This is a genomic window from Streptomyces sp. NPDC091281, from assembly GCF_044757425.1.
GTDB lineage: Bacteria > Actinomycetota > Actinomycetes > Streptomycetales > Streptomycetaceae > Streptomyces.
Window position 1 is genome coordinate 304,955 of the sequence record NZ_JBIVUY010000007.1, and the last position, 21,490, is coordinate 326,444.

General features: G+C 75.6%; 20 protein-coding genes. 15 read left to right on the forward strand and 5 right to left on the reverse strand.

Annotation, left to right across the window (positions count from 1 at the left end):
• The first annotated feature begins 237 nt into the window (after window positions 1-237).
• Window positions 238-867, forward strand: a complete 630-nt coding sequence (locus tag ACIQPQ_RS20465) for a response regulator transcription factor (protein WP_383781101.1) — start codon at window positions 238-240, stop codon at window positions 865-867.
• Between the two features lie 39 nt (window positions 868-906).
• Here ACIQPQ_RS20465 and ACIQPQ_RS20470 read toward each other — a convergent pair whose 3' ends face one another.
• Window positions 907-1,563, reverse strand: coding sequence for a hypothetical protein (locus ACIQPQ_RS20470; protein ID WP_401305654.1), 657 nt, complete (start codon window positions 1,561-1,563; stop codon window positions 907-909).
• Window positions 1,564-1,717: 154 nt separating this feature from the next.
• Here ACIQPQ_RS20470 and ACIQPQ_RS20475 point away from each other — a divergent pair, with 154 nt between their 5' ends.
• The 13 genes from ACIQPQ_RS20475 (at window position 1,718) to ACIQPQ_RS20535 (ending at window position 15,953) form a co-directional block, all read left to right on the forward strand.
• Entirely contained in the window at window positions 1,718-3,370 is a 1,653-nt protein-coding gene (locus tag ACIQPQ_RS20475) for a phage tail sheath family protein (protein WP_401305655.1), read from the forward strand.
• Window positions 3,371-3,457: 87 nt separating this feature from the next.
• Window positions 3,458-3,916, forward strand: a complete 459-nt coding sequence (locus tag ACIQPQ_RS20480; protein ID WP_383781107.1) for a phage tail protein — start codon at window positions 3,458-3,460, stop codon at window positions 3,914-3,916.
• A 29-nt stretch (window positions 3,917-3,945) separates the two neighbouring features.
• Window positions 3,946-4,314, forward strand: a complete 369-nt coding sequence (locus ACIQPQ_RS20485) for a hypothetical protein (RefSeq protein ID WP_383781140.1) — start codon at window positions 3,946-3,948, stop codon at window positions 4,312-4,314.
• Window positions 4,311-4,484, forward strand: a complete 174-nt coding sequence (locus tag ACIQPQ_RS20490; RefSeq protein ID WP_383781143.1) for a DUF6760 family protein — start codon at window positions 4,311-4,313, stop codon at window positions 4,482-4,484. The genes ACIQPQ_RS20485 and ACIQPQ_RS20490 overlap by 4 nt, the downstream gene beginning before the upstream one ends.
• Before the next feature lie 2,031 nt (window positions 4,485-6,515).
• Window positions 6,516-7,256: a hypothetical protein gene (locus tag ACIQPQ_RS20495; protein ID WP_401305657.1), complete on the forward strand. Its 741-nt coding sequence runs from the start codon at window positions 6,516-6,518 to the stop codon at window positions 7,254-7,256.
• Window positions 7,257-7,322: 66 nt separating this feature from the next.
• Window positions 7,323-7,892, forward strand: coding sequence for a phage tail protein (locus ACIQPQ_RS20500; protein ID WP_401305659.1), 570 nt, complete (start codon window positions 7,323-7,325; stop codon window positions 7,890-7,892).
• A 17-nt stretch (window positions 7,893-7,909) separates the two neighbouring features.
• The gene (locus tag ACIQPQ_RS20505) at window positions 7,910-8,566 is read left to right on the forward strand and encodes a phage tail protein (RefSeq protein ID WP_401305661.1); all 657 of its coding nucleotides are present in this window, start codon (window positions 7,910-7,912) and stop codon (window positions 8,564-8,566) included.
• Window positions 8,563-9,195: a hypothetical protein gene (locus ACIQPQ_RS20510; protein WP_401305663.1), complete on the forward strand. Its 633-nt coding sequence runs from the start codon at window positions 8,563-8,565 to the stop codon at window positions 9,193-9,195. The genes ACIQPQ_RS20505 and ACIQPQ_RS20510 overlap by 4 nt, the downstream gene beginning before the upstream one ends.
• A complete protein-coding gene (locus ACIQPQ_RS20515; RefSeq protein WP_401305665.1) occupies window positions 9,192-11,072 on the forward strand; it encodes a VgrG-related protein in 1,881 nt (626 codons plus the stop codon). The genes ACIQPQ_RS20510 and ACIQPQ_RS20515 overlap by 4 nt, the downstream gene beginning before the upstream one ends.
• Before the next feature lie 20 nt (window positions 11,073-11,092).
• Entirely contained in the window at window positions 11,093-11,524 is a 432-nt protein-coding gene (locus ACIQPQ_RS20520; protein ID WP_401305666.1) for a GPW/gp25 family protein, read from the forward strand.
• A gap of 3 nt (window positions 11,525-11,527) precedes the next feature.
• Entirely contained in the window at window positions 11,528-13,483 is a 1,956-nt protein-coding gene (locus ACIQPQ_RS20525) for a putative baseplate assembly protein (protein WP_401305668.1), read from the forward strand.
• Entirely contained in the window at window positions 13,480-14,064 is a 585-nt protein-coding gene (locus tag ACIQPQ_RS20530; protein WP_401305670.1) for a phage tail protein, read from the forward strand. The genes ACIQPQ_RS20525 and ACIQPQ_RS20530 overlap by 4 nt, the downstream gene beginning before the upstream one ends.
• 890 nt (window positions 14,065-14,954) lie before the next feature.
• The gene (locus ACIQPQ_RS20535) at window positions 14,955-15,953 is read left to right on the forward strand and encodes an NADase-type glycan-binding domain-containing protein (RefSeq protein ID WP_401305672.1); all 999 of its coding nucleotides are present in this window, start codon (window positions 14,955-14,957) and stop codon (window positions 15,951-15,953) included.
• A gap of 51 nt (window positions 15,954-16,004) precedes the next feature.
• On the opposite strand, the gene ACIQPQ_RS20540 is transcribed toward ACIQPQ_RS20535, so the two are convergent.
• The gene (locus ACIQPQ_RS20540) at window positions 16,005-16,400 is read right to left on the reverse strand and encodes a PAAR domain-containing protein (protein WP_401305674.1); all 396 of its coding nucleotides are present in this window, start codon (window positions 16,398-16,400) and stop codon (window positions 16,005-16,007) included.
• 16 nt (window positions 16,401-16,416) lie between these two features.
• On the reverse strand, window positions 16,417-17,793 hold the full coding sequence (locus ACIQPQ_RS20545) for a hypothetical protein (protein WP_401305675.1): 1,377 nt from the start codon (window positions 17,791-17,793) through the stop codon (window positions 16,417-16,419).
• A gap of 370 nt (window positions 17,794-18,163) precedes the next feature.
• Here ACIQPQ_RS20545 and ACIQPQ_RS20550 point away from each other — a divergent pair, with 370 nt between their 5' ends.
• Window positions 18,164-19,078, forward strand: a complete 915-nt coding sequence (locus tag ACIQPQ_RS20550; RefSeq protein WP_401305677.1) for a lytic transglycosylase domain-containing protein — start codon at window positions 18,164-18,166, stop codon at window positions 19,076-19,078.
• Between the two features lie 143 nt (window positions 19,079-19,221).
• Here the strand turns inward: ACIQPQ_RS20550 and ACIQPQ_RS20555 are convergent, their stop codons facing one another.
• Window positions 19,222-19,941: a 3'-5' exonuclease gene (locus ACIQPQ_RS20555; protein ID WP_401305679.1), complete on the reverse strand. Its 720-nt coding sequence runs from the start codon at window positions 19,939-19,941 to the stop codon at window positions 19,222-19,224.
• A 247-nt stretch (window positions 19,942-20,188) separates the two neighbouring features.
• Window positions 20,189-21,424, reverse strand: coding sequence for an SAV2148 family HEPN domain-containing protein (locus tag ACIQPQ_RS20560; RefSeq protein ID WP_401305681.1), 1,236 nt, complete (start codon window positions 21,422-21,424; stop codon window positions 20,189-20,191).
• Between the last annotated feature and the right edge of the window lie 66 nt (window positions 21,425-21,490).

Here is a 21,490-nt window from a genome sequence, read left to right on the forward strand (position 1 = left end):
GCGCGGCGGGCGCGGGACGGGCGGCCGCCCGTCCGGCTGCCCCTTCCGGCCACCTCTGCGGGCCGAACTCGCCCCGCAGGGAAGGTTTACGAGCCGGTAACACCGGTTCGGTCCAGGAAGCCGCCGGTCACGGTCATGGTCACGCCCGCGTCCGGGAGGAAGGCTGATCGGGCACAGCCGGACAGGGGTCCGGGGCAGCACCGTTGCCCGCGGAGCCCCCCGCACGAGGAGCGCACCATGACCACCGACCGCATCTTCGTCCATGTGCGGACGTCGGACCCGATATCGGAGGCGGGGATCGTCGCCGCCCTGAAGTCACGGGCGGAGATCTGGATCGCGGACGGCTCCCGCACGACCGCGGACACGGTGGCGCTGATCGTCACCGACGAGATGGACGACGAGGCCCTGCGGCTGCTGCGCGCGGTCCGGGGCAAGGGCATGCGCGAGGTCGTCGCGGTGGTGTCGGAGCTGGACGACGCGGGCGTGATGGTCGCCGTGGAGTCCGGGGTGGCCGGGCTGGTGCGGCGGCGGGAGGCCACGGCGGACCGGCTGGTGCAGGTCATCACGTCCGTTCACCGCGGGGCGGGCGTGGTGCCGCCCGACCTGCTGGGACGGTTACTGAAGCAGGTGTCGCAGGTGCAGCAGCAGGTCCTGGCGCCGCGCGGGCTGCGCTTCAACGGGCTCACGGAACGGGAGGGCGAGGTGCTGCGGCTGGTCGCCGCCGGGCTGGACACCCGGGAGATCGCGCAGAAGCTGTCGTACTCGGAACGGACCGTCAAGAACGTCCTGCACGACATCACCCACCGGTTCCAACTCCGCAACCGCTCGCACGCCGTGGCCTACGCCATCCGCGAGGGCCTGATCTGACGTAACGTCAGCAGCATGATGCCCGCAGGGGATTCGGCGTCACCCGCCGTGCTCCTCGATGCGCGGGCGCGTCCTGGGCCGCCACTGGCGCGGTCCGGGACCGGCGGCTGAGCCGTCGGGGCCGATGGGGGCCGCCGGGGTGTCCGTGCGGCGGGCGCCGAGGCCGATCCGGCTCGGGGCGCGGTCCACGGTGTGGTCGGCGGGCGGCCGGAGCGGTGCCAGCACCACGAGACACAGGACCGGCGCGAACGGCTCGGTCGGCAGCACGGGCGGCGCGGGCACGGGCTCGGCCGGGGCCACGGCGACGGGCAGCGCGCCGCCGCCGAAGGCCGCGAAGGAGGCGTGCACCAGGTCGTCCGGCAGGCACACCGTGGCCGCCCCGGCGACCAGGACGTCCCCGAGGGCCCGCTGCCGCGCCCGCCAGTCGGCGCCGTGCGCGGTCAGCCGGTACGAGTGGCGCAGGACGCGCAGCGGCTGGAGCCGGGCGGTGACCGGGCGGTCCGCGCCGTCGCGCGCGTACACGCCGCCGCCCCGGCCCCGGCTCTCCTCCCGTACGTCGTACAGGCAGACCCGCACCACGACCGGGCCGTCCGGGTCCGCCGGTCCGCGGCCCCCGTCGTCGTCGAACGACAGGGCGGCGTCCGGGACGCAGCGCCGCAGCCAGGCCCCCAGCGAGAGGGTCACCGCCTCCATCATCACGCCATCGTGGCCGCCGCCCCGGGCCGCGGGCCACGGCCGGACGGATTCCCCATCAGGCAGACGGCGGTGTCCTTCCGCGGGGCTGATCGCGCTCTCGTCCGGACCCGGGCGGGTGAAACCGTGAGTCGTCCCACAGGAAAGCGAGGAACGTGTGCCCACCTATCTGACTCCGGGCGTCTTCGTGGAGGAGACGTCCTCGGGCATCCGGCCCATCCAGGGTGTCGGAACCGCGACCGCCGCGTTCATCGGCTTCACCGAGAAGGGTCCCGTCGACGAGGCCGTCCTGGTCACCAACTGGACCCAGTACACGCACACGTTCGGCGCGTTCACCCCCGACGCGTACCTCCCGCAGAGCGTGTACGGCTACTTCCTCAACGGCGGCGGCAACGCGTACGTCATCAGCCTCGGCACCGGCGCCGCCGCGCCCGACCCGGCGGCGGAGACACCGGCCGTGCCGTCCGGTCGGGCGCCCGCGGCCCGCGGCGAGCTGCCCGGCGCCCACGGCAGGCCCGCGCTGACCGTCGCGCTGACGGCGGCGGACGGGCCCGCGGCCGGGCCGGTGGTCGTCGAGGTCGAGGACGCCACCGGCACCGGGACCGCCACCGGCGCCGGGACCGGCGCAGGGACCGGCCCGGACGGTGACGACGACGTGTTCCGGCTGGTGGTGCGGCGGGACGGCCGGGTGGTCGAGGAGTACGACAACGTCTCCGTGAAGCGCGGCCCGTCCTTCGTGGGCACCGCCCTGAAGAAGTCCGCCCTGATCACGCTGGAGGACGTCAAGGGCGCCGCGTACGCCCGTCCCGCCAAGGGGACGAGCGTCGCGCTCGCCCCGGCCCCGGCGTCCGCGCCGCCCGCCGTGGCCCGGACCGCCGGCACGCAACCGGCGCTCGTGGGGGACCTGGACGCGGGCCGCTACATCGGCGACACCGCCGCCCGCACCGGCCTCGCCGCACTGGAGGCCATCGACGACATCACGATGGTCGCGGTCCCCGACCTGATGTCGGCCTACGCGCGCGGCACCCTCGACGCCGAGGCCGTCAAGGCCGTGCAGCTCGCCCTGATCGGGCATTGCGAGACCATGGGCGACCGCGTCGCGATCATCGACCCGCTGCCCGGCCTGGACGCGCGGGCCGCCCACGACTGGCGCCAGGAGTACTCCGGCTTCGACTCCAAGTACGCCGCCCTGTACTGGCCGTGGGTGAAGGTCATGGACCCGGTCGAGAAGCGGGCCACGACGATCCCGCCCAGCGGGCACGTGGCCGGGGTCTGGGCCCGCAACGACGCCACGCGCGGCGTGCACAAGGCACCGGCGAACGAGGTGCTGCGCGGGGTGCTGGCCCCGGCCGTCGCCGTGACCAAGGGCGAGCAGAGCATCCTCAACCCGGTCGGGGTGAACTGCCTGCGCACCTTCCCCGGCCAGGGGGTGCGCGTGTGGGGCGCCCGCACGCTCTCCAGCGACCCGGAGTGGCGCTACCTGAACGTGCGCCGGCTGTTCAACTACGTCGAGAAGTCGATCCTCGACGGCACCAACTGGGTCGTGTTCGAGCCCAACGACCGCTATCTGTGGGAGGGCGTCAGCCGCACCGTCACCGCCTTCCTCACCCGCGTGTGGCGCAGCGGCGCGCTGTTCGGCCGCAGCCCGGCCGAGGCGTTCTTCGTCCGCTGCGACGAGGAGAACAACCCGCCGGAGAACCGGGACGCGGGCCTGCTGACCATCGACATCGGCATCGCCCCCGTGAAACCGGCCGAGTTCGTGGTGTTCCGGCTCTCGCAGTACACACCGGGCGCCGAGGGCAACGACTAGCGACGACAGCGACGACCGGATCGCGCGCCACGGGCGCGCCGATCGCACCGATCGCACCGATCGCACCGACCAGAAGGACAGCAGACCATGACCATGTCGTCCGGCATGTCCGGCATCCCGCAGGCCATCTCCGCGGCCCGCTTCGTGGTGAGTTTCGACGGTGCCGCGCCGTCCTACTTCTCCGAACTCGCGGGCATCACCAGCGAGGTGGAGCCCACGGAGTACATCGCGGCCGACGCCCGGACCGGGGCGATCGTCCACACCAAGCAGTTCGGCAAGACCAAGCCGCCCACGGTCACCCTCAAGCGGGGCGTCGACGGCTCCGGGCAGCTGATGGCGTGGCACGCCATGGTGCGCGCGGGCAACCCCGGGGCCCGGATGACGGGCACGCTGGAACTCCAGAACGCCAGCGGTGACCCGCAGGCCTCCTACCGGCTGATCAACGCGTGGCCGAGCAAGGTCGAGATCGGCAACCTCAAGGCGGGCATGTCCGAGATCGTCCTGGAGACGGTGACGTTCACCTGCGAGGAGGTCCTTCCGCTGTGAGTGGCGGCGAGGAGGTCACGGGGCAGACCATGCGCACGGAGTACCCCTTCGTGCTGCCCCGCGGGTACGTCGACCCGCACGGCCGCGTGCACCGGGAAGGCGTGATGCGGCTCGCCACGGCCCGCGACGAGATCGCGCCCCAGACGGACCCCAAGGTGCGGCAGAACCCGGCCTATCTGACGGTGCTGCTGCTGAGCCGGACCGTGACACGGCTCGGCGGGGTGACGGACGTGTCCGCCGACACCGTAGAGAACCTCTTCGCCTCCGACCTGGCGTTCCTCCAGGACCTGTACCGGCGGATCAACCAGGACGGCCGCACCGAGGCCGAGGTCGACTGCCCTTCCTGCGCGCACCGGTTCCTGGTCGACGTGGCGGGTGAGGCGCCGGGGGAATCCTGACGTACCCGGCCGACCGACTCTGGGAGGAGGTCGTGTACGTCGCCTACTACCTGCACTGGTCCGCCGACTCGGTCCTCGGCCTGGAGCACCCGGCACGGCAGCGGGTGATCGAGGAGATCGGTCGGATCAACCAGCGGATTCACCCACCCGAAGACGCACCGGACGGCTGAGCCCCGTCCGGTGCCCGGCCCTTGGAGAGGAGGCGGCCCGTGAAGTGGTCGTGGAGGCGGCTGTCCGCGCGCTGGCGCGTCCGGCACGCGGCCGGGACACCGGAGCCGGAGTCCGCCGGACCGCCCGACGGCACACGGGAGTTCGGCCTCCGGCCGACCCTGGCGGCCGTGCCGTGGACCGTGTCGGCCCTCGCCCCCGGGGCGGTCGCCCGCGCGGGCACCCGCCCCCTCATCCACATACCGCCGCGCGTCCGCCCCACGCGGCGCGGAGGCCGGACACCGCTCCCGGACGACCCGACGGGCGCGTCCACCGTCCCGGTGGGGCGGGCGGACGCGCTGGTACGGCCGGTGGCCGCGGCCGTGGAGACGCGGGGGGTGATGCCGGTGGCGACGCGGGACGCGCGGGGCGCGGGGCGTCGGTGGTCGGCCCTGGGCCCGGCCGGGCGGCGGGGGGCCGGGAGCGAGGTCGAGGTGCGCGAGGAGCACACGGAGCGTGCGGAGCGTGCGACGAACGGGGCGGGTGGGGTGGGTCCGGGGAGCGGTGCCGGTACCGCCTTTGCGCGTACGGCCGTTGAGGACACGGCCGGTGCCGGTGCGGGTGCGGGCGTGGGTCGTACGGATGACGCTCGTCCGGGCTCGGCGGGAGGGGCTCCGTGGGCGGACGGTCCTGAACTTCCGGTCGTGCCCGTGCGGCGGGTGTCCGTGGCGCGGGACGCCATGACGCGGGCCGCGGCTCGGGAGACCGTGGCCGGGGAGCGGGCGACGCTCACGCGGGCGACGGACGACCGGGTCGGCCCGCCCCGGCCCGTGACGCCGCCCCCGGTGCGCCCTCGCTCCGAGTTCGACCGGAAGCTCGACGCGTTCCGGCCCGCCTGGCTGCTGGAACAGCTCGCCACGCAGGACGACCTCCCGTCGTACGTCCGGGCCCGCCGTGCGGCGGACCCGGCGTCGACGCCCATGACGGCAGGCGGGCCCGGGGCCCTCACTCCCTGGCCGGGCCCGCCTGCTCCGCACTCCCCGGCCGCCCAGGCGGCTTCCGTTCGGGGCGCGGCGCCAGGACACACGGCCGGTCCCGCACCCGCGGTGTCTCCGGGACCGCCGCCCGCACGCCCCCGACGGCACCCCCAGGGCTACGGCCGCTCCTCGGGACCGGTCACGTCCGGGGTTTCCGGGGCCCCGGCCGCCCCCACCACGCCCGAGGCGGCGACGCCCGCACCTCCCGTCCCGGCGGCCACCACCGGGGCCCCCACCGCCGGGACGGCGACGCCCGCCGTACCCGACGCCGCCGTCACGCCGACCGGGGCGGGCGTCCCTCCGGTTCAACTCCGGCCGGGTACGCCCACGTCCACCCCTGCGGGGACCCCCATGACGCCCTCCACACGGCGGACACCCTGGACGCCGACGCCAGCGCCGACACCCACGCCTACGTCGTCGGAGGCGACCGGCGCGGGCCCCGTGCCCGGGGAACCGCCCGGCTGGGAGGCCGCCTGGAGTCTGCGACTCGCCTCCCGCGACCGTGGGCGGAGGTTGCGCCCCACGCCCGGACGGGACTTCACGCCGGACAACCCGGAGGGCGGCACACCGGCTCCGACGGCGGCCCGCCCGACCGTGGACGAAGCACCCACCAACACCACGCCCGAGCCCGACCCAGCCAACAGCCCCCGGACGAGGACGAGTTCCACGGCACTTCCCCCGGCGCCTCCCTCAGCGTCTCCCGCGCCCTCTCCGTCGGCCGAGCCGCAGGAGCGACGGGAGCCCCCGCTCACACCAGCGCCACCGACGCCGACACAGACACCGGCACCGCCGCCCCCCACCGGTCCGCACACCGCGGGCCCTTCCCCGCACGCATCCGCCGACCACCACACCCCCACCGCTCCACCATCCCCACCCCCGTCCCCGCAGGCCCGAACCGTCGCCGACGCCCCGGCCCACCCCGCCGAGCCCCGAGGCACCCGCTCCCCCGCGGCCCCCCTCCCCGCCGCACTCCCCCCAGCCCGGACAGCGAACCCCCTCCCCACACCAGGCGGCCCCTTGACCGACCCACCGCGCGGCCAACTCGCCCCCACCCAGCGGTCCTGGCCCACCCCGGTGTACGCCCCGCAGCACCGCGCCGTGCCCTCACCCCTGCCCCCGTCGCCCGGCGTCCGGCGGTCGCGGGAGCAGCCCGTGCCGACCCCGGCGGCGGCCGAGCGGGAGGCGTTCCTGCCGTACGCGGCACCGATCGCCGTGGGCGGCGCGCTCCCCGCGGAGGTCTCCGCCCCCGCCCGGTCGCTCCGCGCCCGCGCACGCGCCGACCGGCTCTGGTTCGGCGCCGGGGAGGAGCAGCGGCCCGTGGCTGAGGCGAGCCACGGCACCCCCGCCCCGGGCCCGGAAGCAGCCACCCCCCTGCTTCCGGGCACCGGTCAGGTCCCCACCCCGGCCCCTGCCGCCGTCTCCACCCCCCGCCACGCCCCCGGCCCCCTCCAGGTCGCCGGATGGACCTCCGCTCCCCCACCCCCGCCCCCGCCGAGGACCGGCTCAGGGCCCGGCTCCGGCGGAGGCGGTGGCGGCGGTGGCGGCGGCCGGGACATCCCCCTGGACCAGACTCCCGAATGGGCCGCCCTGATGGACCTGTTGGCGTCCCACCAGCGGCAGCGGACCTTCCGGCATCTGGACGATCCGGCGTTCCTGGACGCGCTGGCGGGACGCCTGCACGACCGGGTGGTCGCGCGGCTGCGGCGGGAGTTGGTCGTGGACCGTGAACGCAACGGCCTGCTGGTCCCCCGCACCTGAGCCGACGAAACGACACAAGACACCCACACCTGACACACCTCGCACAGCACGCACAGCACGCACACCATGCACAACACGCAGACCCCGTACGGCAGATGGGAGAAGACGGTGTCCGACAGCCCGGCCGCAGGCGGACTCGCCATGGACGAGGACGCGTTCTTCGGGTCGGTCAACATGGCCCACCGGTTCACCGTGGCCATCGACCACTCCCGCTACCAGCTCGGCACCTGGGCCACCGCCTCCGGTCTGCACGTGACGTGGCAGGTGGTGGAGTACCGCGCGGGGGACCGCTGGAACCAGCCGTTCGTGTTCCCGGGCGTGCCGCAGTACGAACACATCAAGCTGACCCGCGCCGCCTGCCGTGAGTCGCGCACCGTGCAGGAGTGGCTGAGCGAGACCTCGCGGCGGAGCACCCCGCTGACCGGGGCGATCGCCCTGACGAACTGGGAGGGCAGGCCCACCGTGACCTGGCAGTTGAAGGAGTTCTTCCCGGCCGCTTGGAGCATCGACGGGTTCGACTCGGCGCGGGGCGGCGTCGCTATGGAGACCCTCGAACTGGCCCACAGCGGGTTCCTCGACGACGACTTCGCCCCGGCCGGCCCCGGCCCGTCCCCCGCCCCTCCCTCCGCGTACTGACCCCGACGAGGTTCGCCATGACCACCGCACCACCGCACCCCACGCCCGGCACCCCGCTCCCGCACGCCGGGCCCGCGCCCACCCCTCGAACCGCCCCCGCCCCCGCCCCCACTCCCGGCTTCGGCCCCGGCCCGGTGGGACCACCGCTCCCCGGACTTTCCGGCGCTTCCGCCGGGGACCGGCTGCGACCGGGGCTGGCGATGCGTTTCCACGTGACGCTGGACGAGCGGGACGTGGACCTCGGCCTGTGGTCGTCGTGCCACGGGCTCCAGGTGTCGTTCGGCTCGAAGGAGATCGTCGAGGGCGGCCAGTACTGCGACCGCACGCTGCTGCCGGACCGGGTCACGTACGGCACGGTCACCCTCGAACGGATGATGACGGCGGCCGACTCGCCCCGGCTCCAGGCGTGGCTGGCCGGGGTGGCGGCGCGCTGGACCGGCTACGAGTACGACGGCGGCCGGGGCGGGTCGTACCAGGGGCAGGACGTGACGATCCGGTTGTTCGACCACCAGGGGGCGCTCGTCACGGGCTGGGTGCTGCAACGGGCCACGCCGAAGGAGTGGACGGGGCCCGATCTCGACGCGCGCAGCAACGCGGTGGCGATCGAGCGGCTGTCGTTCGAGCACAGCGGGTTCCTGGCGCACGCCGGTGACCGTCCGGGGGTGCCGCGGTGACCGTACCGCCCGCCGGTTCCCTGCAACGCAACGTCGCCCGGGGGGCGTTGCGCGACGGGAGGGGCACGGAGTTCGCGTTCGAGTACAACCCGAGCGAGATCAGTCTGTCGCACAACGCGGAGGGGCTGGCCGACCCCGTCGGGAAGGACAACAAGCACGACCACAGCCTGATGGCCGCGATGGTCACGCGGGGTTCGACGCGGCTGGTCATGTCGACGCTCGTCCTGACCGGGACGGACATCCGGAGCCGGGTGGACCTGCTGCTGGAGTGGGTGGTGGAGCGGACGCAGCAGCGGCCGGAGGGCACGGCGGTGCCCGGCGAGCGGGAGCGGCTGACCTTCCGGTGGGGCGCCGCCGGGACGGGCCTCGACTACACGGTGGAACTCATGCGCTTCGACTGCACATACACCCGCTTCACCCGTGACGGGGTGCCCATCCGCGCGGAGGTCCGCAACCTCACCCTGCATGTGCTGGGCAGGGCCGACGCGGCGCCCGCGGCCGCCGGGACGGGCGGCACCGCGCCGGCGGCCGTCCGCCCCGGCGTCCCCGCCGGGTTCTCCGCCGACGGGGAGCCCAGTCGGCGGGAGGACCCCACGCGGGACATGGTCGCCAGGCTGGGGGGCCGGTGAGCGCGCCGCCCGCCCCGCCCGCGCCCGCGCCGGAGATCCGGGCGGGCGGCACGGCCGCGCGTCCCCTCGCCGACGACGTCCAGGGGCTGGTGCTGCGGGCGGTGGTGGACCACCGGCGCAACGCCCCCACGATGATCGAGGTCGTGTTCCGCGACGACGGCGCGGACGTGCTGGAGCGGGCGGGCATCGGCTTCGGCGGCCGGATCGAGGTGTGGTGCCGTCCGACCGGCACCACCCGTCCGGTGCTGGTCGGTTCGGGCGAGGTCACCGCCGTGGAGGCGGACTGCGTCGACCTGTCCGTCCTGACCACCGTCCGCGCCTACGACCACGGCCACCGGCTGCAACGCGGGTCGCGCGTAAGGACGTTCGTGAACATGACGGACGCCGACATCGCCCGCGGCATCGCGCGGGAGGCCGGTCTGCCGGTGGGCCGGATCGAACCGACCCGCACCTCCCACACGCACCTGGGCCAACTCAACCAGACCGACTGGGAGTTCCTGGCCTGGCGCTGCCGCGAGATCGGCTACGAGTTCGGCGTCGACGAGGACGGCTTCTACTTCCGGCCGGGTCCCGGCCGCTCCGGAGGCACCCCGGTCGCGCTCGAACTCCAGCACAATCTGCGGGCGTTCCGGCCCCGCGTGACGGCGGCGGCCCTGGTGCCCGAGGCGGAGATGCGGGTGTGGGACCCGCTGGGGGCGCGGGCGGTGGCCACGCAGACGGCCACCGCCGGCCCGGCCGGGGACCTCGGCGGCGCCGAGCTGACCGGCGTCGACGTGCCGGAGATCCTGGCCGCCGTACGGGGCCGCACCGCGCCCGCACCGCGGGCGGGGGCCGCGTCGCCGCTGGGTCCGGCGCCCGCCGCGGGCGGCCACCTCATCACCGGTACGTCCCCGGCGACGGGCGGCGCGATCACGGCCGCCTCCGGGGAGGCCCTCCAGGGGCCGGGTCAGCGGCTCGCGGGCAGCCTGGCCGAGGCGCAGGCCACGGCCTGGGGCGACCCGCGGCTGCGGACGGGCACGACGGTACGGGTCACCGGTCCGCCCCGGCCGTTCGCGGGGACGTGGGCGGTCACCGCGGCCCGGCACGTCTTCGACCAGCTGGAGGGCGGCTACCGCACCCATCTGGAGCTGGGCACCCCGGCAGACCGTAGCCTGCTCGCCCTGACCGCCCGCTCCGGCGCCGCCCTGGAGGCACCCCGGATTCCCGGCCTGGTCTGCGGGATCGTGACCGACGTCAACGACCCCGTGGGCCGGGGCCGGGTCCGGGTGGTCCTGCCCTGGCTGGCCCCCGACCACGAGACGGACTGGGCGCCCGTCGTGCAGGCCGGGGGCGGGCGGCGGGCCGGGGCGCTGCTGCTGCCCGAGGTGGGCGACCAGGTGCTGCTGGGCTTCGAACTCGGCGACCCGCGCAGGCCGTACGTCGTCGGCGGGGTGCTCGCCGAGGCCAGTACGTACGCGCCCGGCGGCCCGGCGGTGGAGGCGACCGGCCGGACCGCGGAGGTGGTGCGGCGCGGCATCGTCTCCCCGACCGGGAACATGCTCGCCTTCCACGACAAGGTGCCGCCGGGCCGGGGCGGGCCCCCGGACGTCTCCTCGGTCGTCCTCGGCACGGGCGGCGGCGAGCTGGGCCTCGCCGTCGACCAGGCGGCGGGGACGGTGACGCTGACCTGCCGTCCCGCGCCCCCGGGCAGCGGTGCCGCCGCCGGACGCATCCACATCGACTGCGGCGACGGCGGCACGGTCGCCGTCTCGGCCGGGGCGGGCGGTCAGGTCACCGTCGACGGCGGCGCCACGCTCAGCCTGCGCGCCCGGACCTCCATCAGCATCGAGAGCCCCGGCACCGTCGCCATCAAGGGCTCCCGGATCGAACTCAACTGACGTCCGGGAGGGCGGCCGCGGTGAACAGCGACCACATCGGCACGGGCTGGGCGTTCCCGCTCGGCGCGGGGCCCGGCGGCGGCATCCGCACGGTGAGCGGACCGGCCCTGCTGGAGCAGTCCATGAAGCTCATCCTGACGACCTATCCGGGCGAGCGCCCGATGCTCCCCGCGTTCGGCTCCCGGCTGCGCGACTACGTGTTCGCCGGGACCGACCCGGACACCCTCGACGGCCTGGCCCGCGAGGTCGCCTCGGCGCTCGCCGCCTGTGAACCCCGCGTCACCGTCCAGGCCGTACAGGCCCGGCCCGACGCCTCCGACCCCACCCTGGTGAACATCGTGATCACATACACCCCCCGGGACTCCGGCGACCCGCGCGCCCTGGTCTTCCCCTTCCACGCGCTGCCGGACGACGGCCTGCCCGCCGCCGCGGCGGACCCGGAAGGGCGGTAGTCCGTGCTGCCCACCCCCGACCTCGACGACCGCCGCTTCCCCGACCTCATGGACGAGGCCAGGAGGCTGATCGCGCGGCGCTGCCCGGAGTGGACCGACCAGCTGCCCTCCGAGCCCGGCAGCACGCTCGTGGAGGCGTTCGCCATGATGGCGGACCAGATTATCCACCGGCTCAACCAGGTGCCCGACCGGCTGTACGTGAAGTTCCTGGACCTGGTCGGGCTGCGGATGCTGCCGCCCTCGGCGGCCCGCGTACCGGTCACGTTCTGGTCGACGTCCGCGGTGACCGAGGCGCCGCTGGTGGTGCGCGGCGGCACCCGCGTGGGGACGGTGCGCACCGAGACCGAGGAGGCCGTCACCTTCCGCACCGACCACGACGCGACGATGGTGCCGGGCCGCCTGACGCACGTACTGACCCAGGCCGACGGTGGAGACGGCCCGCAGGACCGGGAGTGCGGCGCGCAGGGGGTGAGCGCCGCGTTCCCCGCGTTCGGCACACCGCCCCGCGAGGGCGACGCGCTGCTCCTCGGGCTGGAACGGGCCGTTCCGGGCTGTGCGGTGCGGGTCGGGTTCGACGGCCGCATCGACGGCGTGGGCGTCGACCCGGAGGCGCCGCCGCTGGTCTGGGAGGCCTGGGACGGGACGGTGTGGTCGCCGTGCGAGGTGTCGTCGGACGGCACGGGCGGCCTGAACCGGGCCGGTGACATCGTCGTGCACGTGCCCGACGCGCACGACACGGCGGTGCTGGGCGGCCGGACGGCGGCCTGGCTGCGGGCGCGCGTCGTCGACCCGCCCGCCGGTCTGCCCGCCTACACGTCGAGTCCCGTGGTGCGCGCCCTGAGCACGGTGACGGTCGGCGTGACGGTGACGGCGACCGACGTCGAGGTCGTCGACCGGGAGTACCTCGACGACACGGAGGGCGTCCCCGGCCAGCGCTTCCCGGTGCCCCGGGGGCCGGTGCTCGCCCCGTACGGCGATCCCGTGCTGGAGATCGCGCCGCGCGCGGACGACCCCGTCTGGGAGACGTGGAGCCGCGTCGACGACTTCGCGGGCAGCGGGCCCGCCGACCGGCACTTCGTGCTGGACGCGATGGCCCGCGAGGTCCTGCTCGGCCCGGCCGTGCGGGAGCCCGACGGAAGCCTGCGCCGGTACGGGGCGGTGCCGGCCGACGGTGCCGCCGTACGGCTGCGGCACTTCGCCGTCGGCGGCGGCGCGCGCGGCAACGTGCCCGCGGGGGCGGTGCGTTCGCTGCTGTCGTCGCTGCCGTTCGTCGCCGGGGTGGAGAACCGGGCGGCCGCGCGCGGCGGCGCCGACGGGGAGACCCTCGCCGAGGCGGTGGCCCGCGCGCCACTGGTACTGCGCGGCAGCAGCCGGGCGGTGACGGCGGACGACTTCGAGTCGCTGGCCCGGCAGGCCGCGCCGGAACTGGCACGGGTACGGCTGCTGCCCGACGAACGGCCCGGCGCGGTCCGCCTGTTGGTGGTGCCCGCCGCCCCCGCCGGGGAACGGGTCCGGCTGGAACACCTCGTCCCGGCGCGGACCACCCTCGACCGGGTGGCCGAACGCCTCGAACGGGCCCGGCTGGTGGGGACCCGGCTCATGATCGAGCCGCCGCTGTACCGGGGCGTGACCGTGGTGGCGCGGATGACCGCGCACCACCGGGCGACCGGGGACCGGGTGCGCAGGGACGCCGAGGAGGCGCTGTACCGGTTCCTCGATCCGCTGCCGGGCGGCGGCCCGCAGGGCACGGGCTGGCCCTTCGGGCGGCCCGTGCAGGTGGGTGAGGTCTTCGCGCTGCTCCAGCGGGTGCCCGGCGTCGATCTCGTCGACGACGTACGGCTGTTCGCCGCGAACCCGGTGACGGGCGAGCGGGGCCAGGAGAGCCGCCGCATCGAGCTGCCGCCGAACAGCCTGGTCGTCTCCTACGACCACCACATCCGGGTGGAGGAGCGGCGGTGAGGGCGGCCGTCGAGGGCCTGGGCAGCCCGTACTCCCTGGCCGACCTGCTGCCCGGAGTGTTCCGCGAGGACCCCTTCACCGTGCGGCTGACGGCGGGCTGGGACGAGGTCGTCGCCCCCGTGGTGAGCACCCTCGACTGCCTGGACGCCTACGTCGACCCCCGGCTCACCCCGCCGGACGTCCTCGCGTGGCTCGCCGAGCGGCTGGGCACCCCACTGGACGAGAACTGGCCGCTGGCGCGCCGCCGGGCGGCCACCGAGGGCGCCCTGACCGCGCACCGCACCGGGGGCACCGTCGAGGGCGTACACCGGCAGCTCGCCCTCGCCACCGGCGGCACCGTCGAACTCGTCGACTCCGGCGGGGTGTTCACCTCGCAGACACCCGACACGGCCTTCCCCGCCGACCTCCCCGAGACCGCCGTACTGCGGCTGACGATGACCGGGCACGCCGGGCACGCCGGAGACGCTGGAGACAGCGAAGACACCGGGGACGACGGACCCGGCGCCGTCGACCTGGAGGCGCTGATCCGGCAGTGCATGCCGGCCCATGTCCCGTACCGCACGGAAGTGATACGCCGATGATCGTCTGCCGACGCTGCGGAGGCCGCAACCACGACGCGGACGACTTCTGCGGCTCCTGCGGCGCGTTCCTGGAATGGTCCGGCACCCGCACCGCCCCCGAGATCGCCCCGGAGACCGCCGAAGAGGCCGAACGAACCACCACCGCGCCCCCGATCCCCCTGTTCCGCCGCCTCACCCAGGGCACGGCCCGGCTGGTCAACCCCCCGGCGACGGGCGGACCGGTGGCCGTGCCGGGGGCGGGCGGGGGGCCGGGGGCGGGGTTGCCGCCGCGACCGCCGGGGGTGGGTGGGATGCCGGGCGCCGGCCTGCCGCCTCGGCCGCCGGGGATCGGCGGGGCTCCGGGCGTCGGTGGGATGCCGGGGGCGGTCGCGCCGCCGCGACCGCCGGGCGTGGGCGGGGGTTCGGGTGCGGGGATGCCGCCTCGGCCGCCCGTTGTCGGGACTCCACCGGGGGCGGGGTTGCCGCCTCGACCGCCAGGTGTCGGGGCTCCACCGGGCCTGCCGCCTCGGCCGCCCGGCGCGGGCAGCCCTCCGGGGGCTGTCGGCGCACCGCGTCCCCCCGGCCCGGTCGGCCCGCCCGGAACCGTCGGCCCACCGCGCCCGGCCGGCTTCGTACACCCGCCGGGGGCCGGAGGTCCCCCGCGCCCACCGGGCGTCGGCGGCCCCCCGCGCCCACCCGGCCTCGGCGCCCCTCCCCCCACACGCGACCCGGCACCCGCCCCAGGGCGTCCCCCTGCCCCGGGGCCCGGCGGCCCCCCGTTCCCGCCACCGGGCCCCGGCCACTCACCCGCCCCGCGCACACCCCCGTATCCCCCGCACCCCCTGCCTCACCAGCCCCCGCCCCCCACGCTCCGCAGCGCGCCCGCGTCCACCGAGGGCCACGAGGACACCGTGCCTGTGCCGACCGTGCCCGTGGCGGCCGGGGCGGGGGCCGCCGCCGCGCGGGCCAGGGACGCCGCGTTGATCGTGCCGGTGGCGCCCGCCGTACCGGCCGACGACGAGGACCTGGACGGCGAGCCGGACGTGGTGCTGCCGCAGGCGCCCCAGCCGCGTCCGACCCGGCGGCACCGGCCCACGCCGCGCAGCAACACGATCCGTGCCGGGGATCTGATCTGCGGCGACTGCGGGCAGGGCAACGCGCCCGCCCGCCGGTTCTGCGCCCGGTGCGGGGAGGAGCTGCGGGAGGCCGAGGTCGCGCCGACCCCGTGGTGGCACCGCTTCCGCAGGCGGCGCGGCCCGCGGGTCGTACCGCTGGACAGTGTCACCGGTGAGCCGGGCGGACCGGCGCCCGCGCCCGGCGGGGGTCTCGCCGCACTGTGGGCCAGGGCGAGGGTGGTGCTGGGGGTCCTCGTCTGTCTGTCGTGCATGCTGTACGCCACCTACGCGCCGTTCCGTCACACGGTCGACGACCGGGCGGCGTCGGTGCGGAGGACCGCCACGGACTTCCTGGAGTCCCGCTACGACCCGGTGCGGCCGTCGGAGGTCCGGACCGAGGACTCCGCCCGTGGCAGCGACCCGAAGCACCTCGTGGACCTCAGCACGGCGACCCACTGGGCCGCCCCGTTCGACGCGCGCTCACCGGGCGGCGCCGAGAAGGCGGTGCTGGTGGTGGGGTTCGACCGTGTCGTAGCGCTGGACCAGCTCATCGTCACGGCGGGGGCGGGCGACGAGTTCACCGGCCACGGCCGTCCGCGCCAGATGCTGCTGACCTTCACGAACGAGAAGCGGATGCGCCTCCAGCTCAAGGACACGGCCAAGCCGCAGAAGTTCCCGCTGAAGGGTGCCACGGCCATCAAGACGGTGCGGATCGAGATCACCGACGTGTACCCGTCGGAGAAAGGCGGGGACGTCGCCGTCGCGGAGCTGGAGTTCTTCTCCCTGCTCTCATGAGCCCCGGCCCGGCCGAGCGCCGCCGCCCGAGCCGGGCTCGGCGCACCGTGCTCAGCCGATGAACACGGTCGACGTGGCCACGACCCTCGCCGTGTGCGGCGCGGCGGGGTCGTTGCACGTCGTCGCGGGGTCCTGGCCGCGGGCGGCGGCCCAGCCGCCGATGAACACCGTGGCGCTGCCGCGGGACACGGTGCCCCGGTTGTCGGGCGGTGTACGGAACGTGCCCGCCGGGGGCACGTGCACGGGCGTGTTGAGGGCGACGCTGCCCACGGTCGCGGCGGGGCGGCCGCCGATCAGCACGGAGGGGCAGCAGCCCTCCGTCAGCGGGCCCGTGAACGGCAGCGCCACGGGCGTGGGGACCGGCCCACCGGCCGAGGGCGTCATCACGATGTGCGTGTCGGTCCCGACGACCCGGTCACCGAAGGCCGCCGCGGCCGCTCCGCTCATGGTCTCCTCTTTTTCTTCATGCAGGCGACGGGACCAGGCGTCCCGAGAAGAAGGCGGCCGGGGTGCAGGTCCGCGCGCCGCCGGGTTCGACGAGCGCGCCGGGCTTGCGGCAGCTCACGGCGAGGACGACGTCCTCGCCGGGCCCGAACCGGATGGGCTCGTCGTAGTGCTCGTCCTGGTTGCTGAACGCGCCGAGGGTGAGGCGGCGCAGCACCTGCTCGCCGCGCTGGAGCCGCAGGACGCCCTCGTCGGCGGCGGCGTTCTCGAAGACGACGTCGCTGACGAAGAGCGTCGCGTCGTCGGGCACGGTGTAGCGGGCGGTGGTGTCGAAGGCGGACACGGAGGGCGCGGCGTCGGCCTCGATGCGCCCGTCGAAGGCCCGTCCGCCACCGTCGGACGCGGCCCCGCCGCCGCCCGTGCCCGCGGTGCCGCCGGGGCCGGGCGACGGCGCGGCGCCGTCCTGCTCGCGGACCGCGCCGGGCAGGGGTGCCGGGGGCAGCGGGTCCGGCACGGCGGGCGGCGGGGAGAGACCCGCGGAGGGCGCGCCGGTGCCGCCCGACGCCGAGGCCGCCGCCGACGGCGTCCCGGACGGCAGGTCGCTCCCGTCGGCCACCGGGGGGAGTTGCTTGCGGGCCTCGGACTCGACACCGGGTTCGAGGACGAACAGCCACAGCGCGATCAGGGCCAGGGCGGCGGCGGCCACCGACAGCACGAACTTGGCGACCGCGTCGGAGAGCAGGGCCGCCTGGACGACGGCCCCGTCCGCGGTCCGCTCCTCGGGGCCGTCCGCGCCGTCGTGGACGACCGCCACCTGGAACGGCAGCGTCTGGTCGGTGCCCCGCCAACGCCGGGCGAGCGGGCGGGCCCTGACGGGGAGGAGGGCGCCCTTGCCGGGGGCGACCACGGTGTCGGGGTAGGCGATGGCGAAGCGCAGCGCGGAGTCGCGGTCGGTGGCGTACGTGCGGACCCGCAGGGGGGCGTTGCCGCGGTTGTCGACGACGGCGTGGAAGCGGGCCCCGGACCGGGTCCGCCGGGTCGTGGGCGTGAGGCGCACCCCGAAGTCGGTGTAGGGGCCGACGGTGACGGTGGTCTCCTCGACCACCGAGCCCTCGATGTCCTCGTGCGACATGACCCGCAGGGCGTACGGGACCTCCCCGGCGGGGAGGGCGGCGGACCGGGGCGGGGTGAAGACCAGCTCGACGCCGACGGACTGGTCGGGGAAGACGTTGATCTCGGACGGTTCGACGCGTATCCAGTCCTTGGCGTCGCCGAGGACGTCCAGGGCGAACCGGTCGACCACGGAGCCGGAGTTGCAGATCTGCGCCGCTCTCCGGGTCTCCTCACCGGGAACGGCCGACTCGTCGTCGTCCAGCAGCAATACGATGGCGCCCACCCGGCCAGCTTCGCCGTCCCCCCGCGAGGGGTGCAGCGGCGCCGGGGCGTCGATCGGGGCGGAACGGCCTGCGCGAAAGGGCGACACCGGGGGGCTGGAGCGGGTGGCACGGCCCGGCCGTGCGGGAGCCGGTGGGGGGCCGCCGGGCCGGGTCGGCCCGCGGGGCCGGGAGGACGGGCGTCCGGCGCGCCTGCCCGTTCGGGAGGCGGGGCCTGCCCCACCGCCCGCCCCGGTGGGCCCGCTCGCGCGGCTCCGGGGTTGCGAGCATGGCGGCGCAGGGTCCGCCCACGGCGCGGGCGGGGGTCCGGGCCGGGAGGCGGCCATCACCGGCGGGCGTGGGTCCGTCGGCCGACCGCAGGGGATTCGACGGATGGCGGATGCGCTTCAGCGCGCCACGCAGGGCTTCGCGGCGGTGGCGGTGGCGGCCACTCTGGTGACGGTGGGAACGGTGGTGTACGAGCGCCGCGCCCCCGACCCGACGCTCGACACCACCGGAACCCAGTACCTGCCCCGGCCGTACGACACGGCTGCGCCGCCCGCGCCGGGACCGGCGCCCTCGCCTTCCCTCACCGCGGACGCCTCCCGCGCGGTGACGGCCACCGGCGTCACGCTGCCCGCGACCGCGTACCGGGCGTACGTCGGTGCCGAGAGCCGTCTCGCGCGATCCCGGCCGTCGTGCGGGCTGCGCTGGCCGGTGCTGGCCGGGATAGGCCAGGTCGAGTCCGGCCAGGCCCACGACGGCGCCCTCACGGCGAGCGGCGACACCGTGACGCCCATCGTGGGCCCCGCTCTGGACGGCGACGGGGTGGCGGAGGTCCCCGACACCGACGGGGGCCGTCTGGACGGGGACCCCCGCTGGGACCGGGCGGTGGGCCCCCTGCAGTTCATCCCCGGGACGTGGGCGGTGTGGGGCACCGACGGCAACGGCGACGCGACGGCCAGCCCGCACAACATCTACGACGCGGCCCTGAGCGCCGGGAACTACCTGTGCGCGGGAAACCGCGACCTGTCGGACCGCCGGCAACTGCGCACGGCGATCCTCACCTACAACAGGTCGGGCCAGTACGCCGACACAGTCCTCGCCTGGACCGACTACCTCGCCGGCACCCCCACCCCCGCCCCCACACCGACCCCGACCACAAGCCCCTCCCCCACCGCGTCCCCGTCCCCCAGCCCGTCCCCGTCGCCTTCGACCACCCCTTCCCCGTCCCCCTCCACAGAGACCGCGCCCCCGACACCATCAAGCGAGACCTCACCAGACACGGTCACGCCCACCGCCCCCTAGAGGCGCGAGGAACCGCGCACCTCCCCACCACCCCGGCCAACTCCACGACCCCGCCCACCACAACCCCCCTCAGGGGCGCGGGGAACTGCGCACCCATCCCCCACCCACCCGCACCGCACAACGATCACCGCACCGCCCCCACCTCAACCGGCGGCCATCAGCTCCCTCACCGGCCACACCCCGTCCACGACCGCCTCCGCGTCCCCCTTGCGCCGCAGGAACTCCTGGAAGTCCGCGGCCCACTCCGCGTACCACTCGATCTGCCGGAGATGCAGCTCGGCCGGTCCGAGCCCGGCGATCTTCGGATGCCGCTCGGCTATCGCCCCGGCGAGCCGCGCCGCGGCCTCCGCGTCCGCGGCGGCGTCGTGGGCCGCGTCGAGCGCGACGCCGTACTCCGCGCACACCGCTTCGAGGTTGCGTTTGCCGCGGCGGTAGCGGTCGGCCCAGCGGTCGATGGTGTACGGGTCGACGACGGGGGCCGGGTCCGGTCCCCCGAGCCGTTCGCGCAGCGAGGGCAGCCCGTGCCGGTGCAGTTCGGCGGAGAGCAGCGTGAGGTCGAAGGCGGCGTTGTACGCGACGACGGGGACGCCGGTGCGCCAGTACCCGGTGAGGACGTCGGCGATGGCGTCGGCGACCCGGTCCGCCGGGCGGCCCTCGGCGCTCGCGCGCTCGGTACTGATGCCGTGGACGGCGACCGCGTCCGCGGGGATCTCGACCCCCGGGTCGGCGAGCCATTCCCGACGGCCGAGGACCTGTCCGTCCCGGACCTCGATCACGGCTCCCGTCACGATGCGCGCCTCGCGCGGATCGGTCCCGGTGGTCTCCAGGTCGAAGCCGACGATCAGCTCCCGGTGCCAGGCCATGGTGGCCCCCCTTCTCGGTGGTGCGTTCCCCCAGTGGTCTTCACCCTCCCACGGGGCACTGACAATCAGAGGAGCACGTTCCGCTTAGCGCGCACACAACACGGACACCCGGGGACATCAACCCACCGATCCCCGCACACCACCCCGAACCTCGCCGCGCGGGACGCCACGCGGAGCGCCGCGCACGTCGGCGCACACCCGCCGAGGCATGCGTGCACACCCGTCGGGGCATCCGCCGGGGCGACCCTCAGGACACCGGCCGGGAGTCCGTCCAGGCCAGTTCGAACTCCTCCCGGTACGCGGAGAACAGCCCGCTGTCGTCGGTCTCGCCCGCTTTGACGACCCGGTTGCCGTTGCGCAGCACCAGGACGGGCGCCTCCATGCCGCGCAGGCGCCGCAGGTAGGACTGGACGACGGCGATGCCGTCGGTGCCGTCGCCGTCGACGAGGTAGGCGGTGACGCGGGGCGTCTCGTCGTAGACCTGGATCTGGAAGGCGCCGGGATCGCGCAGCCGGGAGCGGACCCGGCGCATGTGGAGGATGTTCATCTCGACGGCGCGGCTCAACTCGCCGCGTTTCATGCCGAGTTCCCGTTCGCGGCGTTTTACCGCGCTGGAGGCGGGGTTAAGGAAGAGCAGCCGTACGCGGGCGCCCGCCTCGGCGAGCCGGACGAGGCGGCGGCCGGAGAAGTTCTGCACGAGGAGGTTGAGGCCGATGCCGATGGCGTCGAGGCGGCGGGCGCCGTCGAAGATGTCCTCGGCGGGGAACTGCCGCAGCAGGCGCACCCGGTCGGGGTGGACGGCGACGACGTCGGCGTACCGGTCGCCGACGAGGTCCTCGACGGCGTCCACGGGCAGGCGGCGCGCGGAGGGCACGTCGCCGCCGGTGCCGAGCATCTCCAGCAGCCGGGCGGAGGCCCGTTCGGCCTGGCCTAGGACGGCTTCGGAGAGGGCCCGGTTGCGGGAGACGACGTTGCGGGTCACCTCCAGTTCGTCCAGGGCGAGTTCGACGTCGCGGCGTTCGTCGAAGTACGGCTCGAAGCAGGGCCAGTGCTGCACCATCAGTTCGCGCAGCTGGGGCAGGGTGAGGAAGGAGATGGTGTGGTCGTCGGCGGGGTCGAGCAAGTAGCCCTTGCGGCGGCTGACTTCACGGACGGCGACGGCCCGCTGGACCCATTCCTGCCCGGCGGGTCCGGCGGCGGCGACCACCCAGTCGTCGCCGTGGACGGGTTCGTAGATGGGGCGCAGCACGGCGGACACGACGGCGCGCAGCCGCTGTTCGACGAGGTTCAGCCAGATGTAGGCGCGCCCGGCCCGCTGGGCGCGGGTGCGTACCTCGCGCCAGGCGTCGGCGTCCCAGTCCAGCTCCGGTCCGATGGCACCCTCCATCGGCCGGGCCAGGGACACCGTGCCGGGCGGGACGTCTGTGGAGACCCCCTCATGACTGTCGTCACCAGGGGGCAGCTCCAGCCCTCCCGAGCCCACCCGCGCACCGCCTTCCGCTCCCCCGAGCTTCCTCGTTCTCCACCGTCCCGACGATCAAGGAACGAT